The sequence below is a fragment of the Paraburkholderia sprentiae WSM5005 genome (genome assembly GCF_001865575.2).
Classification (GTDB): Bacteria; Pseudomonadota; Gammaproteobacteria; order Burkholderiales; family Burkholderiaceae; genus Paraburkholderia; species Paraburkholderia sprentiae.
On record NZ_CP017562.2, the window covers coordinates 2,450,167 to 2,467,164 of the forward strand.

Annotated in this window: 14 protein-coding genes; 3 read left to right on the forward strand and 11 right to left on the reverse strand. The window is 63.8% G+C overall.

Translation table 11 applies throughout. From position 1 onward, the window contains the following. Window positions 1-8: 8 nt before the first annotated feature. The 5 genes from rpoD to BJG93_RS27915 all read right to left on the reverse strand — a co-directional run bounded on the left by rpoD (window position 9) and on the right by BJG93_RS27915 (window position 6,664). Window positions 9-2,399, reverse strand: coding sequence for an RNA polymerase sigma factor RpoD (rpoD, locus tag BJG93_RS27895; RefSeq protein ID WP_082194522.1), 2,391 nt, complete (start codon window positions 2,397-2,399; stop codon window positions 9-11). A gap of 91 nt (window positions 2,400-2,490) precedes the next feature. Continuing rightward, window positions 2,491-4,368: a DNA primase gene (dnaG, locus tag BJG93_RS27900; protein WP_027195289.1), complete on the reverse strand. Its 1,878-nt coding sequence runs from the start codon at window positions 4,366-4,368 to the stop codon at window positions 2,491-2,493. Between the two features lie 119 nt (window positions 4,369-4,487). Beyond that, a complete protein-coding gene (locus tag BJG93_RS27905) occupies window positions 4,488-4,934 on the reverse strand; it encodes a GatB/YqeY domain-containing protein (protein ID WP_027195290.1) in 447 nt (148 codons plus the stop codon). Between the two features lie 232 nt (window positions 4,935-5,166). Next, window positions 5,167-5,379: a 30S ribosomal protein S21 gene (gene rpsU / locus BJG93_RS27910; protein WP_027195291.1), complete on the reverse strand. Its 213-nt coding sequence runs from the start codon at window positions 5,377-5,379 to the stop codon at window positions 5,167-5,169. Between the two features lie 49 nt (window positions 5,380-5,428). Then, window positions 5,429-6,664: a BaiN/RdsA family NAD(P)/FAD-dependent oxidoreductase gene (locus tag BJG93_RS27915; RefSeq protein ID WP_027195292.1), complete on the reverse strand. Its 1,236-nt coding sequence runs from the start codon at window positions 6,662-6,664 to the stop codon at window positions 5,429-5,431. Between the two features lie 138 nt (window positions 6,665-6,802). On the opposite strand from BJG93_RS27915, the gene tsaD reads away from it, so the two are divergent. After that, entirely contained in the window at window positions 6,803-7,831 is a 1,029-nt protein-coding gene (tsaD, locus tag BJG93_RS27920; RefSeq protein ID WP_027195293.1) for a tRNA (adenosine(37)-N6)-threonylcarbamoyltransferase complex transferase subunit TsaD, read from the forward strand. A 94-nt stretch (window positions 7,832-7,925) separates the two neighbouring features. On the opposite strand, the gene folE2 is transcribed toward tsaD, so the two are convergent. From folE2 to BJG93_RS27940, 4 genes are all read right to left on the reverse strand, one after another. Continuing rightward, window positions 7,926-8,732 carry a GTP cyclohydrolase FolE2 gene (folE2, locus tag BJG93_RS27925; protein ID WP_027195294.1) on the reverse strand — a complete coding sequence of 269 codons (807 nt, stop codon included), beginning with the start codon at window positions 8,730-8,732 and terminating at the stop codon, window positions 7,926-7,928. Window positions 8,733-8,956: 224 nt separating this feature from the next. Beyond that, window positions 8,957-10,864: a 1-deoxy-D-xylulose-5-phosphate synthase gene (gene dxs / locus BJG93_RS27930; RefSeq protein ID WP_027195295.1), complete on the reverse strand. Its 1,908-nt coding sequence runs from the start codon at window positions 10,862-10,864 to the stop codon at window positions 8,957-8,959. Between the two features lie 88 nt (window positions 10,865-10,952). Next, a complete protein-coding gene (locus BJG93_RS27935) occupies window positions 10,953-11,834 on the reverse strand; it encodes a polyprenyl synthetase family protein (RefSeq protein WP_027195296.1) in 882 nt (293 codons plus the stop codon). Beyond that, on the reverse strand, window positions 11,831-12,139 hold the full coding sequence (locus tag BJG93_RS27940; RefSeq protein ID WP_027195297.1) for an exodeoxyribonuclease VII small subunit: 309 nt from the start codon (window positions 12,137-12,139) through the stop codon (window positions 11,831-11,833). The genes BJG93_RS27935 and BJG93_RS27940 overlap by 4 nt, the downstream gene beginning before the upstream one ends. Window positions 12,140-12,459: 320 nt before the next feature. Here BJG93_RS27940 and BJG93_RS27945 point away from each other — a divergent pair, with 320 nt between their 5' ends. Next, entirely contained in the window at window positions 12,460-13,566 is a 1,107-nt protein-coding gene (locus tag BJG93_RS27945; RefSeq protein WP_027195298.1) for an aromatic ring-hydroxylating oxygenase subunit alpha, read from the forward strand. A gap of 148 nt (window positions 13,567-13,714) precedes the next feature. After that, on the forward strand, window positions 13,715-14,584 hold the full coding sequence (locus BJG93_RS27950) for a sulfurtransferase (RefSeq protein ID WP_027195299.1): 870 nt from the start codon (window positions 13,715-13,717) through the stop codon (window positions 14,582-14,584). A 79-nt stretch (window positions 14,585-14,663) separates the two neighbouring features. Here BJG93_RS27950 and BJG93_RS27955 read toward each other — a convergent pair whose 3' ends face one another. Together BJG93_RS27955 and BJG93_RS27960 are read right to left on the reverse strand one after the other, a co-directional pair. Continuing rightward, a complete protein-coding gene (locus BJG93_RS27955) occupies window positions 14,664-15,536 on the reverse strand; it encodes a dienelactone hydrolase family protein (RefSeq protein ID WP_027195300.1) in 873 nt (290 codons plus the stop codon). Between the two features lie 89 nt (window positions 15,537-15,625). Further along, window positions 15,626-16,981 carry an NAD(P)/FAD-dependent oxidoreductase gene (locus BJG93_RS27960; RefSeq protein WP_027195301.1) on the reverse strand — a complete coding sequence of 452 codons (1,356 nt, stop codon included), beginning with the start codon at window positions 16,979-16,981 and terminating at the stop codon, window positions 15,626-15,628. Window positions 16,982-16,998: the final 17 nt, after the last annotated feature.

The window sequence follows — 16,998 nt, forward strand, 5'->3', positions numbered from 1 at the left end:
CGCCGCCGTCAGTTCCCCTCGAGGAACGACTTGAGCTTGTCCGACCGGCTTGGATGACGTAGCTTGCGCAGCGCCTTCGCTTCGATCTGACGAATCCGCTCGCGCGTCACGTCGAACTGCTTGCCGACTTCTTCGAGGGTGTGATCGGTGCTCATCTCGATGCCGAAACGCATGCGCAACACCTTCGCTTCGCGCGGCGTCAGCGAGTCGAGCACATCCTTGACGACGTCGCGCATGCTTGCGTGCAACGCCGCATCCGCCGGGGCCACCGTGTTCGTATCTTCGATGAAGTCGCCCAGATGAGAATCGTCGTCGTCGCCGATCGGCGTTTCCATCGAGATCGGCTCCTTCGCGATCTTCATGATCTTGCGGATCTTGTCTTCCGGCATTTCCATCTTCTCGGCCAGCGTTGCCGGATCGGGCTCGAGACCGGTTTCCTGCAGGATCTGCCGCGAAATGCGGTTCATCTTGTTGATCGTTTCGATCATGTGAACCGGAATCCGGATGGTGCGCGCCTGGTCGGCGATCGAACGCGTAATGGCCTGGCGAATCCACCACGTCGCATAAGTGGAGAACTTGTAGCCACGACGGTATTCGAACTTGTCCACCGCCTTCATCAGGCCGATGTTGCCTTCCTGAATCAGGTCGAGGAACTGCAGGCCACGGTTCGTGTACTTCTTCGCGATCGAGATCACGAGACGCAGGTTCGCCTCAGTCATCTCGCGCTTCGCCTGACGCGCCTTCAGTTCACCGGCAGCCATCTGACGGTTGGTTTCCTTCAGATCTTTCAGCGGCAGCACCACGCGCGCCTGCAGGTCGAGCAGACGCTGCTGCTGCTCGCGGATCGCGGGGATGTTGCGCGTGAGGATGGCGCTATACACGTGCCCCTCGGCGACGATCTTGTCGGCCCATGCGAGGTCCGTCTCGCTGCCGGGGAACCGCGCGATGAATTCCGCGCGCGGCATGCCGCACTTGTCGACGACCGTATGCAGAATCTGACGCTCGACCTGACGCACTTCATCCACCTGCGCGCGCAGCGTGTCGCACAGACGCTCGACGGTACGCGCGGTGAAGCGGATATTCATCAGCTCGTTCTGGATGGTTTCCTGCGCCTTCAGATACGACTTGGACTTGTAGCCTTCCTTCTCGAACGCGCGCCGCATTCTGTCGAACCATTCGCTGATCGACGCGAACTTTTCGAGCGACGCGCGCCGCAACGCTTCGAGCTGCGCCGCGTTGGCCGTGGCTTGCGCCGTGCCATCGTCTTCTTCCTCGTCCTCTTCTTCCTCTTCCTCGGCTTCCTCGTCTTCGTTCTCGATCGCTTCTGCTTCCTGCGCGGAAAAGCCGTCGGCGTCTTCCGCGTCGGCGTCGATCAGACCGTCGACGAGCTCATCGATGCGCACTTCGTCGTTGGCGACGCGCTCGGCCATCGCGAGGATGTCGGCGATCGTGGTCGGGCACGCGGAGATGGCCATCACCATGTGCTTCAAGCCGTCTTCGATGCGCTTCGCGATTTCGATTTCGCCTTCGCGCGTGAGCAGCTCGACCGTGCCCATTTCGCGCATGTACATACGCACGGGATCGGTGGTGCGGCCGAATTCCGAGTCGACGGTGGACAGCGCGACTTCGGCTTCCTCTTCGACTTCATCGTCCGACGAAGCTGCGGGCGCGTTGTCGTTGAGCAGCAGCGTTTCAGCATCCGGGGCCTGTTCGTAGACCGCGACGCCCATGTCGTTGAACGTGCTGATGATGCCTTCGATCGCCTCGGTCTCGGTGAAGTTGTCCGGTAGGTGATCGTTGATTTCAGCGTACGTGAGGAAGCCGCGCTCCTTGCCGAGCTTGATCAGCGCGCGCAGCTTGGAACGACGCTCCTCGAGTTCCTCCACCGTGCCCGGCTGCGACGACGCGAACGCATCCTTCAGCAGCGCTTTTTCCTTTGCACGACGGTCGCGAGCCTTGACCTTCTCCGTCTTGCCCGGTGCTGCGGCAGCGGTTTCTTCGGTGTGGGTTGCATCGTCATCGACGGGTACTTCGTTCAGCTTTTTCGTCATGGAGTTCGCCGTACCGGCTGTAGTCTCGACCCCCGGCTGTTGGACAACAGCCGGTTGAACCGTGGATACTGAAGTCACGCGCGCTGCCGCATCGTCCTGAACGGCAGCCGCTTCCCTTGCGCTTCTGTCACCCGCCCGCTTGGCTGCCGGCGGTGGTACAGCATTCGCCGCCCGAACCGGTGCGGCCCGCGCGGCCGCAGTGGTCGACGACTTCTTCCCGGCAGCCGGTGCAACGCTGACAGCGGACGCTCTTCTGGCGGATGCAGTCAGCTTGGCTTCGGTAACTTGTCCGGTGCGCGTTTTAGCGCGTGAGCCTGTTGTCTGATTTCCGTCTGTCGTCTTTGCCATCGCATCGCCTTTCGCCTTTGCTAGGAAAACCCTTGAAAAAACAAACCGCTAGAAACTTTCGATTGTACCACCCGAGATTTCGGCCTCTCCGTTAGAGCCCGAGCCGACGCTTCATGTCGGCCCGCTTCCGGTTGAGTTCGGAAAACTCGGCAAATTCTTCCGGCGTATGCCGGGACTGTCGCGAAAGTTGTTCGAGACGATCGCAATAAGCGTCGTATCGCATCTTCAGAATCGCAGCCTTCAATTCCTCGCCGACAATCCGTTCCTGCTCGCGTCGTTCCTCGATGACAGCCGCGTCCTGCGGGTCTTTCAGCAGCAAATCCCGGACATTTTCATCATAGTCTAGAATTTTGCGAAAGATTTCCTCGAAAGTTGGGGCGTTCGCGCCATTTCGCAAGAGATCGGACAACAGCTGGAACGCTGCAGAATCGCCAAGAGCGCGCGCGTGCGTCGTCACTTCCGCAAACAGTTCCGCGTGCCGGGTCACGCTGAGCAACGCCTCTTCGGCCTCTTCGTCGAGCACCGCGACCGTGCGCGGATACATCACCAGATTGCGCAGCGTCTTTTCCTCGATGCCGGTCACACTGCACCGGTCGTTGCGGGCCGGCGCCCCGCGCGCCGCGGCCGCGATCCGCGCGTCCACCTCGCAAAGCGCCGCAACTTCGCTGAACGGAACGTCGAGCCGGTCCGCGAACATATGCATGATCTGCGCACGCAACGCATTGGCCGGCAGCGCCTGCAGCAGCGGTTTTGCGTCGAACAGCGCGCGGGCTTTGCCTTCGGGCTGATCGAGCTCCTTGCCGCTCAGCACCTCGTTGAGCATGAATTGCGACAGCGGCATTGCCCGTTCTACCTGCTCGGCGAAAGCCTCGGTGCCGAACTCTCGCACATAGCTGTCGGGATCGTGCTCGGTCGGCAGGAACAGGAAACGGATCGTCCGATTGTCGGCTGCATGCGGCAGGCACGCATCGAGTGCCCGACGCGCCGCGCGCCGGCCGGCCGCGTCGCCGTCGAAACTGAAGATGACCGTGTCGGTCTGGCGCATCAGTTTCTGCACATGAATCGGCGTGCAAGCCGTGCCGAGAGTCGCGACCGCGTTCTGGAAGCCCAATTGGGCCAGCGCGACCACGTCCATATAGCCTTCGACGACCAGCACGTAACGCTGCTCTCGAATCGCAAGACGCGCCTCGAACAGCCCGTACAACTCGCTGCCCTTGTTAAATAGCGGCGTTTCCGGCGAATTCAAATACTTTGGCTCGCCGCCGTCGAGCACGCGGCCACCGAAGCCGATTACCTGCCCTTTGACATTGCGGATCGGGAACATGATCCGCTCGCGGAAGCGGTCGTAGCGGCGGTTCTGACCCTGCGCATCGGACTTTTCGCTGACGATCACGAGACCCGCTTCGACCAGCGCGTCGTCGCGATAGTTCGGGAACGCCGCCTCGAGGTTCTGCCAGCCTTCCGGCGCATAGCCGAGGCCGAAGCGCGCGGCAATTTCGCCCGTCAGGCCGCGCTTCTTCAAGTATTGGATCGCACCCGACGCGCCGCGCAACTGCTTGCGGTAGTAATCGCAGGCGGTCTGCATGAGGTCGGACAGCGCAGTGGTGGCGGCCCTCGATGCCGCGGGCGCGTAGCCGCTGGAGCCGCTAGTGGCCGCACCGCCATATCCGGGCGAAGGCTCGTGCGGCACCGTGAGACCCACCGATTGCGCGAGCTCGTTGACCGCTTCGGGAAACGATGCGCCCACGTGTTCCATCAGAAAACCGATGGCGGTGCCATGCGCGCCGCAGCCAAAGCAGTGATAAAACTGTTTAGTCGGACTAACGGTAAACGAGGGGCTCTTCTCGTTGTGAAACGGGCACAGCCCCATGAAATTCGCGCCGCCCTTTTTCAGCTGCACATACCGGCCGACCACGTCGATGATATCGACGCGGTTGAGCAGATCCTGCAGGAATGACGGTGGGATCACAGTAAATGACGCTGCCTGGAAAGCTTCGAAATCCAAGCCCGGAGTCCGGGCTCGACACCGCGACCGGCCCGCGCCTTGCCTTCCATGAAGGCACGCGCGACCCGGACGAACCGACGCAATTACTTCGCGAGAGCAGCCTTGACCTGCGCCGAGACGGTGGTCATGTCGGCGCGTCCGGCCAGCTTCGGCTTGAGCACGCCCATCACCTTGCCCATATCCTGCGGGCCGGCCGCGCCAGTTTGTGCGACCGCCGCCTGCACTTGGGCAATGATTTCCGCTTCGGACATCTGCTCAGGCATGTACGCGGAAAGAATGGCCAGTTCGGCCTTTTCCTTGTCCGCCAGGTCTGTACGTGCCGCGGCCTCGAACTGGCTGATCGAATCCTTGCGCTGCTTGATCATCTTGTCGACGACGGCGGTTACCGCGGCATCGTCGAGGGTGATCCGCTCATCGACTTCACGCTGCTTGATCGCGGCGAGCAGCAGGCGGATCGTTCCGAGACGTTCGGTCTCGCGCGCCCGCATAGCAGCTTTCATATCGTCGTTGATCCGGTCCTTGAGACTCATTACTCACCTGCATTGCGTTGAAAGGTTGAAAAACCGGCCGGTCGACGGCGGCGATACCGCCGCATCAGCACGAAAACCCGCTTGGGACTTCTTCCTCAAGCGGGTTGGCGCAATTTGCGTAGTGGATGCGACCCTGCCGGCTGGCCCGATGGGCCGGGTTTGCCGTGGTGGCACTGCGTGCCGCCACCGGCGTCGATGCTGCCGCGCCGCGTGCAGCGGGGCAACGCCAGAATCAGTAGAGCTTTTTTGGCAGCATCTGGCCACGCAGACGCTTGAAATGACGCTTCACTGCCGCCGCTTTCTTGCGCTTGCGTTCGGCTGTGGGTTTCTCGTAAAACTCGCGAGCGCGAAGTTCCGTCAACAAGCCGGTTTTCTCCATGGTGCGCTTGAAACGGCGCATGGCGACTTCGAACGGCTCATTGTCTTTTACGCGGATGGTCGTCATTTTTCAATAACGGAACTTTGTAAAGGTTCAGGAGTATAGCAGAGCTTTCTCACAAAGCCGTTGCGCCGTCAAGCCCCCGCGCGTATTCGGCGGCCGCCTCGCCCGCTGCGACACCTGATGCCCACGCCCACTGGAAATTGTAGCCGCCGAGCCAGCCAGTCACGTCGACCGCTTCGCCGATGAAGTAGAGGCCGGGCACGCGCGCGCTCATCATCGTCGTGGATGACAAACCGCGCGTATCGACGCCGCCGCGCGTCACTTCGGCCTTGCGATAGCCCTCGGTGCCGTTCGGCGTGAGCGTCCAGCGCGATAACGCCTCACCCATGCGGCGCAGCGTCTTGTCCGACAGATCAGCCACGCGGGCCTCGGCGGCCACCTGATGGGTGTCGAGCCAGACGTGCGCGAGCCGCTGCGGCACCCACTCCGATAACAGATTAGCGATCTGCCGCTTCGTGCCGTTTTTCGCGTCGATGAGCGCGGCCGCAGCATCGCGCTCCGGCAGCAGATTGATGTAGATCGGCTCGCCGGGCTGCCAGTAGTTCGAGATCTGCAGCACGCCTGGGCCCGAGAGGCCGCGGTGCGTAAGCAGCAGATCTTCGGTGAACTCGGCGCCGGTCTTTTTAGTGCCAGTCGACAGCTGTACTTCGAGCGACACGCCCGACAGCGCCGCGAACGGCTCCCAGTCGGCCGGCGCGAAGGTCAGCGGCACCAGCGCGGGGCGCGTGTCGATCAGCTTGTGGCCGAACTGCCTGGCGATCCGATACGCGAAATCGGTCGCGCCGATCTTCGGGATCGACAGACCGCCCGTCGCGATCACGAGCGCACGGGCGGCAATCGTACCCGCCGTCGTGCCGAGCAGGAACTGCCCTTCGGCGTCCTGGCGCACCTCTTCGACGGACAGCGGCGTACGCCATGTAACCCCACCGGCGTCGCATTCGTGCTTCAGCACGTCGATGATCGCGTCGCTTGACTGATCGCAGAACAGCTGGCCCTTGTGCTTCTCGTGCCACGTCACGCGATGCCGCTTGAGCAGCGCCATGAAGTCGCGCGGCGTATAGCGCGCAAGCGCCGAGCGGCAAAAATGCGGATTCGCCGACAAATAATTGGCCGGCCCCGCATGCAGATTGGTGAAGTTGCAGCGGCCACCGCCGGAAATGCGGATTTTTTCCGCGAGACGCTGCGAGTGGTCGATCAGCGCGACACGTCGGCCTAGTTGCCCGGCCACGGCTGCGCACATCATGCCGGCCGCACCCGCGCCGATCACCGCGATATCGAAAGATTCCATGGGGCCGCATTGTACCTGCCGGGCCCACGCATCCTTGGCTGCCGGCCGCCTGCGCCAGCTTGTGCGCGCTGCTATACTTTCTGGCTCACCTTTCACTCTCGGGCGCGCGTCGCGTGCGCCCGTCTCAAGCGATTCATCATGCTCGTTCTCGGCATCGAAAGCTCCTGCGACGAAACCGGTCTCGCGCTCTATGACACGGAGCGCGGCCTGCTCGCGCACGCGCTGCATTCGCAGATTGCGATGCATCGGGAGTACGGCGGCGTCGTGCCGGAGCTTGCGTCGCGCGACCATATCCGCCGCGCGCTGCCGCTGCTCGAACAGGTGATGGAGCGCGCTGCTGTCGCGCGCGGCGACATCGACGCGATCGCTTACACGCAAGGGCCCGGGCTCGCGGGCGCGCTGCTGGTCGGCGCGAGCATCGCGAATTCGCTGGCGATGGCGTGGAACAAGCCGACCGTCGGCATTCACCATCTGGAAGGGCATCTGCTGTCGCCGCTGCTCGTCGACGAGCCGCCGCCGTTTCCGTTCGTCGCGCTGCTGGTTTCCGGCGGGCACACGCAATTGATGCGCGTCACGGACGTCGGCGTCTACGAGACGCTCGGCGAAACGCTCGACGACGCCGCCGGCGAAGCCTTCGACAAAACCGCCAAGCTGCTCGGACTCGGCTATCCGGGCGGTCCCGAAGTCTCGCGCATGGCCGAGTTCGGCACACCGGGCGCAGTGGTGCTGCCGCGACCGATGCTGCATTCCGGCGACCTCGATTTCAGCTTCAGCGGCCTGAAGACCGCCGTGCTCACGCACGCGAACCGGCTCGGCGGCGCAAACATCTGCGAGCAGGCGAAGGCCGACCTCGCGCGTGGTTTCGTCGATGCGGCCGTCGAAGTGCTGGCCGCGAAATCGCTCGCGGCACTCAAGCGCACGAAGCTGAACCGGCTGGTGGTGGCGGGCGGCGTCGGCGCGAACGCGCAGTTGCGCGAAGCGCTGTCGGCGGCCGCGCAGAAGCGCAATTTCTACGTGCACTACCCTGACCTGTCGCTGTGCACCGACAACGGCGCGATGATCGCACTGGCCGGTGCGTTGCGTCTGCAACGCTGGCCCGAACAGGCCGGCAACGACTACGCGTTCACCGTGAAGCCGCGCTGGGATCTGACGTCGCTCGCGCACTGAAGCGCCGCCGGGAGACGATAAAAAAGCCGCTCGAGAGCGGCTTTTCTGCTTCGATGTTCCCGCAACGAAACGGCGTGGACCAACGTAGAACGCATCAGGCGAGGCGCTTGTCCCGCTCGATCAGCGCATAGGCGCTGTGATTGTGAATCGACTCGAAGTTCTCGGCTTCGAGCACATACGCGACGATGCGCTCATCGGCATTCAGACGCTGCGCAACGTCGCGCACGAGGTCTTCGACGAACTTCGGATTTTCATACGCGCGCTCGGTGACGAACTTCTCGTCCGGGCGCTTGAGCAGGCCCCACAATTCGCACGACGCTTCCTCCTCGGCGATGCGGATCAACTCTTCCACAGCGACGTCGCCGTTCAGCTCGGCGTCGATCGTCACGTGCGAGCGCTGGTTGTGCGCGCCGTACTGCGAAATCTTTTTCGAGCACGGGCACAGGCTCGTGACCGGCACCAGCACCTTCAGGAATAGCCGCATCGCGCCTTGGCGGGTCTCGCCCGTCAGCGTGACTTCATAGTCGAGCAGGCTCTGGACACCCGACACCGGCGCGGTCTTGTTCACGAAGTACGGGAATGACACTTCGATGCGGCCCGCCTCGGCCTCGAGCTTTTCGAGCATTGCCTCCAGCATCGTGCGGAAGGTGGCCAGTTCGAGGGGCGCCTTGTTCTCTTCGAGCAACGCGACGAAGCGCGACATGTGCGTGCCCTTCTGCTCGGCGGGCAGATGCACGTCGAGATTCCACGTGCCGACCGTCGGCTGCACTTCACCGCCTTGCGTGCGAACCGTCAACGGATGCCGCACGCCCTTTACGCCGACCCGCTGGATCGGAATCTGGCGCGTGTCGGGGGTGCTTTGCACGTCGGGCATCACGAAGGCGGGATTCATCTGATTCATTCTTTTGTCCTTTCTGGAAAGCGCCGGGCTGCGCCAAGGTTTCGCTGCAACGGGGACGATCGTGCAGCGCCTTTGAAACGCCCAGCGGCCGTGCGGATCGGCGCGCGCAACGGCGAACGCCGGCTCCCGCCGGCGTTGTGTGACGAGCCGCAACGCCCGTCGGTTCAAACTTGGGATTGCCGAAGCCGCCGTCGCATGACGGCGGCACGACAGGCGACAGCGCTTTACGCGACGCGCTTCACCGACGACTGACCGCCGAGCGCGCCGCTCGCGAGGAAACGTTCGCGGATCGACCTGGCGATACCCGCGGCGTCGAGACCGCACGCGGCGAGCAACTTGGCCGGGTCCCCATGATCGATGAACCGGTCGGGGAGGCCCAATTGTAGTACGGGGCGCATAACCCCACTTGCGAGCAGGGCTTCGACGCAGGCCGAACCCGCGCCACCCATGATGCAGCCTTCCTCGACAGTGACGATGGCGTCGTGCGTCTCGGCTAGCTTGCGCACGAGCTCGGCGTCGAGCGGCTTCACGAAGCGCATGTTCGCGACGGTGGCGTCGAGTTGCTCGCCCGCCGCGAGCGACGGCGCAACCATCGTGCCGAACGCGAGGATCGCAACGCGCTTGCCGGCCGGCGCCGACGTCTCGCGACGCAGTTCGCCCTTGCCGAGCGGCAAGGCGGTCATCTGCTTGACGGTGGCGACACCGGTGCCCGCGCCGCGCGGATAGCGCACGGCGGTCGGATGCGACTGCTGCAACGCGGTGTACAGCATCTGCCGGCACTCATTTTCGTCAGATGGCGCCATGACGGTCATGTTCGGAACGCACCGCATGAACGCGAGGTCGTACGCGCCCGCATGCGTCGCGCCGTCCGCACCGACGAGACCCGCGCGGTCAATTGCGAACACTACCGGCAGGTTTTGCAGCGCGATGTCGTGAATCAGCTGGTCATACGCGCGTTGGAGGAAGGTCGAATAGATCGCGACGACCGGCTTCATGCCGTCCGCGGCGAGCCCGCCAGCAAACGTCACCGCGTGCTGCTCGGCGATGCCGACGTCGAAGTAACGATCCGGGAAGCGTTTTTCGAACTCGACCATGCCGGAGCCTTCACGCATTGCCGGCGTAATACCGATCACGCGCGAGTCGAGTTCGGCCGCATCGCACAGCCATTCCCCGAACACCTGCGTGTAGGTCTTCTTCGACGGCGTCGCGGCCGGCTTGATGCCCTCGGCCGGGTTGAACTTGCCCGGGCCGTGGTACAGAACCGGATCGGCCTCGGCCAGCTTGTAGCCCTGGCCCTTCTTCGTGACGACGTGCAGGAATTGCGGCCCGCGCAGTTCCTTGATGTTTTGCAGCGTCGGGATCAGCGAATCGAGGTCGTGACCGTCGATCGGCCCGATGTAGTTGAAACCGAACTCCTCGAACAGCGTGGCCGGCACGATCATGCCCTTCGCGTGCTCCTCGAGCTTGCGCGCGAGATCGAGCACCGGCGGCGCGACGCGCAGCACGCGTTCGACGCCCGCGCGCGCGGCAGCATAGAAGCGCCCCGACATCAGACGCGCGAGATGACGATTGAGCGCGCCGACCGGCGGCGAGATCGACATGTCGTTGTCGTTGAGGATCACGAGCAGCGGCACGTCGTCTTCGACGCCCGCGTTGTTCATTGCCTCGAAGGCCATGCCGGCGGTCATCGCGCCGTCGCCGATCACGGCGATGCCCATCCGGTTGTCGCCCTGCAACTTGCTCGCGATCGCCATGCCTAGCGCAGCGGAAATCGACGTGCTCGAGTGCGCGGTGCCGAAGGTGTCGTATTCCGATTCGTCGCGTTTCGGAAAGCCCGAGATGCCGCCCAACTGACGCAGCGTGTGCATCTGCTCGCGGCGACCGGTCAGGATCTTGTGCGGATAGGTCTGATGGCCGACGTCCCAGACGATCCGGTCGTGCGGCGTATCGAAGACATAATGCAGCGCAATGGTCAGCTCGACCGTGCCGAGATTGGACGACAGATGGCCGCCCGTCTGCGATACGCTGTCGAGCACAAAGGCGCGCAACTCGTCGGCAAGCGGTTGCAATTGGCGGCGATCGAGGCGGCGCAGGGCTGCCGGGTCGTCGATGGTTTTCAGCAAGTCGTACATCGTCGTTCCATTGTAGGAAAACTTACGCGCCCGCACTTCATACATTCACCCCCGAGGATGGCGGGTGCGCGGCGGCGGGCTTTCGCGTTCAGCTGACCCGGTTCACCACCAGGTCGGCCAATTCGGCAAGACGCTGTGCACGAGCGCCGAACGGTGCAAGCGCGGCATGCGCGTCGCTGCGCAATTGCGCCGCTAGCGCGCGCGACGCGTCGAGCCCGATAATCGACACGTAGGTCGGCTTGCCGTCCTTCGCGTCCTTGCCGGCCGTCTTGCCGAGCGTTGCGGAGTCGGTCGTGACGTCGAGAATGTCGTCGACGACCTGAAACGCGAGGCCCACCGCGGCGGCGTAGGCGTCGAGCGAAACCAGAGCCTGCGCGTCCGGTGTCTCGCCGGCCAGTGCGCCCATGCGCACGGCCGCGCGCAGCAGCGCGCCGGTCTTCATGCGATGCATGGTCTCGAGCTGTGGGCGGGTCAGCGTCTGGCCGACGCTCGCCAGATCGATGGCCTGACCGCCGCACATCCCGATCGAGCCACTTGCGAGCGCAAGTTCGCGCACGAGCGAGGCCTGCTGCGGCTGGCCCAATACATCGGAGGTGAGCACGACGAATGCCTGCGACTGCAGCGCGTCGCCGACCAGCAGCGCGGTCGCTTCGTCATACTTGACGTGGACAGTCGGCTTGCCGCGGCGCAGCTCGTCGTCGTCCATGCACGGCATGTCATCGTGCACGAGCGAGTAGACGTGGATCATTTCTAGCGCCGCCGCCGCCGCATCGAGCGATTCGGCGCGCGCGCCGGTCAGCTCGCCGGCCGCGTGGCACAGGAGCGGACGCACCCGCTTGCCGCCACCGAGCACCGCATAGCGCATCGCCTCGTGCAGTCTGGCGGGTTCGATCGTTCCGGCCGGCAGATAGTGTTCCAGAGCTGTTTCGACGCGTTCGAGCACCGAGCGCGTCCATTGTTCGAATGTCATAGGTCGTCCCCGCTCTCAGTCGCGGCTGTGCCTGCGGTATTCATGGGCAGCGGCTTAAGTGTCTCGCCATCGAGGACCCGCACCTGCTGCTCGACCTTCTCAAGCTGCTGTTGACAGAACGCGACAAGTGCCGCCCCGCGGCGGTACGCGGCCAGCGATTCCTCGAGGCTCAGGCTACCGCCTTCCATGCGCGCGACGAGCGCTTCCAGCTCCGCCTGCGCGGCCTCGTAGTTATCCGGCAGCGGCGCACTATCGCCGCTTTCGGCTGGCGCGGCGGCGGAACTGTTCGATGCGGTCTTCGCCATGAATGGTCGCAAAATTAAAACAAGTCGGACATTCTACGGCAAAAGTGACACTTTCGATCCGCTCGCCAGCCTGCGGGCCGCCGTGCCGCCTCGCTTCGAGCCTGTCTGACGCCCACCTTTGCCCCGCTTCGACCCTGAAGTCTCGCAGAAAAAAAGCGCGAGGTCTGCGGTGAAAATGCCGAACTTTCTTGACATTTTTAACCCAAATCAGGGACTTAAGTGCCCCTGTCAGGGGGAAACGGGTATAATTGCGGGCTCCCTAAATCGAATCTTCGATGGTTGGGTTGTTCACTGCTTTCACGTCTTCATCGGGAGTGGGAATGTCCAATCTGAGCAATGCATTGCAGTTGCGGTCTGTTCACAGCCAGCTGCCAGTCACGGCTTACTTTGACGACGCGCTTCTTACGCGCGAAATCGACACCCTTTTCAAGAAAGGTCCACGCTACATCGGCCACGATCTCATGGTGCCCGAGGCGGGGGACTATTTTGCCTTGCCCAGCGAACGCGAGGGCAGGGTGCTCGTACGTAACCAGCAATTGCAGGTCGAGCTGCTGTCGAACGTGTGCCGCCACCGGCAAGCCATCATGCTCAACGGCCGCGGCCAGACGCAGAACATCGTTTGTCCGCTGCATCGCTGGACGTACGATCTGAACGGCGAACTGCTCGGCGCGCCCCATTTCGCCGACAACCCCTGCCTGAATCTCGGTGCCACGCCGCTGCAAAACTGGCAGGGGCTGCTGTTCGAGGCGCAGGGTCGCGACGTCGCGAAAGATCTCGCGCGTCTCGGCACCCGGCGCCACTTCGACTTCTCGGGCTTCATGTTCGATCATGTCGAAGTCCACGAGTGCAACTACAACTGGAAGACCTTCATCGAGGTCTATCTCGAGGACTATCACGTCGCACCGTTCCATCCTGGCCTCGGCAGCTTCGTCAATTGCGATGATCTGACGTGGGAGTTCGGCGACTGGTACAGCGTGCAGACGGTCGGTGTGCACAAGGCGCTCGAGCAACCGGGCAGCCCGACGTATCGAAAGTGGCACGACGAAGTGCTGCGCTTTCGCGGCGGCAATCCGCCCGAGTTCGGCGCCATCTGGATGGTGTACTACCCGGGCATCATGATCGAGTGGTATCCGCACGTGCTGGTCGTGTCATGGCTGATCCCGCGCGGTCCACAGAAGACCACCAACGTGGTCGAGTTCTATTACCCCGAGGAAATCGCTCTGTTCGAGCGCGACTTCGTCGAAGCCGAGCGCGCCGCCTATATGGAGACAGCCCGCGAAGACGACGAGATCGCCGAGCGCATGGACGCGGGCCGCCGCGCGCTAATGGAGCGCGGCGAATCGCAGGTCGGTCCGTATCAAAGCCCGATGGAAGATGGCATGCAGCACTTCCACGAATTTCTGCGGCGTGAGCTCTGCACGATCTGATCCGCACCGCCAGGCGTCGTGATCGACTCAAGAAAGACGGGCTTCGACCCGTCTTTTTTTGTTTAGACTACCCACATAGACCGGCCATGCGCCAGCCGCGTGAATGGCGATGGCCGCAGCGGCCATCGCCCGTATCGAGGAGACACTCATGCCCCACACTCATTACACCACCTTGATCTCCGCGACCAACCTCGCCGAGCGGCTCACGGCAGCGCCGGGCAGCGTGTTCGTGATCGACTGCCGGTTCGACCTCGCCGATACCGAGGCGGGCGAGAAAGCGTGGCTGGCCGGCCATCTGCCGGGTGCGCACTATCTGCATCTCGATCGCGATCTGTCCGGGCCGAAGAACGGTTCGAACGGCCGCCATCCGTTGCCCGATCGTGCGCGGCTCGTCGAAACGCTGGAATCCCGTGGGCTGAAGCAAGGTCAGCAGGTCGTCGCGTATGACGCGCAAGGCGGCATGTACGCCGCGCGCGTCTGGTGGCTGTTGCGCTGGCTCGGACACGACGCAGTCGCGGTGCTCGACGGCGGGCTGCAGGCGTGGGAAGCGGCCGGCCAACCGCTGACGCAGGACGTGCCCGCACAGAACACCGGCGACTTCAAGGCGGCCGCGCCGCTCGCCGTGACCATCGATACCCTAGCCGTCGAGCGCAACCTCGGCTCGAAGGAACGGATCGTCGTCGATGCACGCGCGGCCGATCGCTATCGCGGCGAAAACGAGACGCTCGATCGCGTCGGCGGCCATATCCCGGGTGCGCTGAACCGCTTCTTCAAGGACAACCTGACCGCCGACGGCCGCTTCAAGCCGGCACACACCCTGCGCGAGGAATTCCATGCGCTGCTCGGCGACACGCCGCCGGAACACGTGGTGCTGCAATGCGGCTCGGGCGTGACCGCTTGCGTGAATTCGCTTGCGATGGAGGTTGCCGGCCTGCATGGTTCAGCGCTGTACGCGGGCTCATGGAGCGAATGGAGTTCGGATCCGAAACGGCCCGTGGCAACGGGGCCGAAGCCTTGAACGCAAGCCGCGACAAGTCGTAACCAGACCGAAAGGATGGGTCGCTAGTCCAGCGAGCCGCGGGGTTTCCAGCAGCGCGTCAAGCCACGCCGTGCTGCTTGAACCACACCAGCGTGCGGCGCCAGCCATCCTCGGCATCGGCCTTCTTGTAGCTCGGGCGGTAATCGGCGAAAAATGCGTGACCCGCGTCGTCGTACACGACGAACTGCGAGCCGCGGCCCGCTTGCGGCCCTTGCGCAATCGCCTGCTTCATCTGCTCGAGCGTGTCCTGCGGAATGCTCTGATCCTGGCGCCCATACAGGCCGAGCACGGGCGCATGCAGGTCAGCGACGAGATCGATCGGATTGGCCGGCGTCATCGGATTCTTCGCGCCGGTCACGCGCCCATACCAGGCGACCCCCGCCTTCACGCGCGGATTGTGCTCGGCATACAGCCACGAGATGCGCCCGCCCCAGCAGAAGCCGTTTACGCCGAGCCGGTTCAGGTCACCGCCGTTTTCGCCGGCCCATGCAGCCGCCGCGTCGAGGTCGGCCAGCACCTGCTCGTCGGGCACCTTGCTGACCAGTTGCTCGTTGAGTTGCTGCATGCTCGTGTAGACGGTCGGATCGCCCTCACGCTCGTACAGGTTCGGCGCGATCGCCAGATAGCCTTGCTTCGCGAAGCGCCGGCAGACGTCGGCGATATGCTCGTGCACGCCGAAGATCTCGTGCACGACGAGGATCACCGGCGAATGCGTCTTGCCCTTCGGCTGTGCGCGATAGGCCGGTATCAGCGTACCGCCGGAATGGAAAGCCACTTCCCCGGCTTCGAGGCCGTCGCTGTCGGTATGGATGGTTTGCGCCGAAACCGGCAGCACCGCCGCCGCGAAGCCGGTGCCCAGCGCGGCTTTCATGAAGGTGCGCCGATCGAAGGGAACGTGCGGCACCAGACAGTCGACTTCAGGCTTCAGCATGTGGCGCTCCTCGAAGAATTGTTGGAGGCAACAGAATACGCCTTGCACACATCCCGTAGCAGAATCGACTGAGGAGAACGTCCGCGGCGTCAGTGCAGCTTGACGCGCGGGAGCGTGGTACGGCGCAACCAGTGCGCGAAGGTGTCGAGGACCATGCGCGGATAGCCGTGCAGCGCCGCGATATGCAGCCGGTACAGCGACATATACATGAACCGCGCGAACAGCCCTTCGATCAGCATATTGCCGCCGATCACCCCGCCCATCAGATTGCCGACCGCACTGAAGTGCCCGAGCGAGACCAGCGAACCGAAGTCGCGATAGGTGAATTCCGGCAGCGGCCGGTTGTCGAGGCGCGCCGCCAGTGCCTTCAGCAGAAAGGTCGCCTGCTGATGCGCAGCCTGCGCGCGCGGCGGCACGTTGCGCTCGTTGCCCGGCCACTCGCAGGCCGCGCAATCGCCGAGCGCAAAGATGTTGTCGTCGATCTCGGTTTGGAGCGTACGGCGCACGACCAACTGGCCGAGCCGGTTGACCGGTAGCCCGTCGAGCTCGCCGAGCACCGCGGGCGCCTTGATGCCCGCCGCCCACACGGTCAGATCGGCGCGTACCGTATGACCGCTCGCGGTGCGGATGTAGCCCGGCGCCACCTCGGCCACGGTCTCGCCGATCATCAGCTTCACGCCAAGCTTGGTCAGCAACTCGGCGGTGGCAGTGGAAACGCGCTCCTGCAACGCAGGCAGAATGCGCGGCCCTGCTTCGATCAGCACGATGCCGACGTCGTGCCGCGGATCGAGCTTGTGCAAGCCATACGCGGACAACACCTGCGCGGTATTGCGCAACTCCGCCGACAACTCGACCCCGGTCGCGCCGCCGCCGACGATCGCCACCTGAATGCGCGGCTCGCTGGAGGTCCACGTGCCGGGTCCCGGTCTCGACTCGACGGGCTCGTGCACCTGATGTTCGGCGCGAATGCACGCCGCGATCAGGCGCTTGCGGAAGCGCTCGGCCTGACCAACCGTATCCAGTGCAATCGAGAATTCGGCCGCTCCCTTGACGCCGAAGAAGGCCGTCGTGCTGCCAATCGCGATGACCAGCGTGTCGTACTCGAGCTCGCGTTCGGGCAGCAGTTCGGCGCCGTCGTCGTCGAGCACGGTGCCGAGCGTGATTCGCCGGTTCGCGCGGTCGAGCCTGCTCAGCTCGCCTTGCTGGAACTCGAAGCCATGCCAGCGCGCCTGCGCCGCGTACTCGAGCTCCTGCGTGAACGGGTCCATGCTGCCCGCCGCCACCTCGTGCAGCAGCGGTTTCCAGATATGCGTCGGATAGCGGTCGACCAGCGTGATCTGGGCGTGCGTGCGGCTCCCTTTCTTGCGAGTGCCATAGCGATCGCCAAGGCGAGTCGCCAGTTCCAGTCCTCCCGCACCTCCGCCAACGACGATAAATCGATGCATAGCACTTCTCCGTGTAG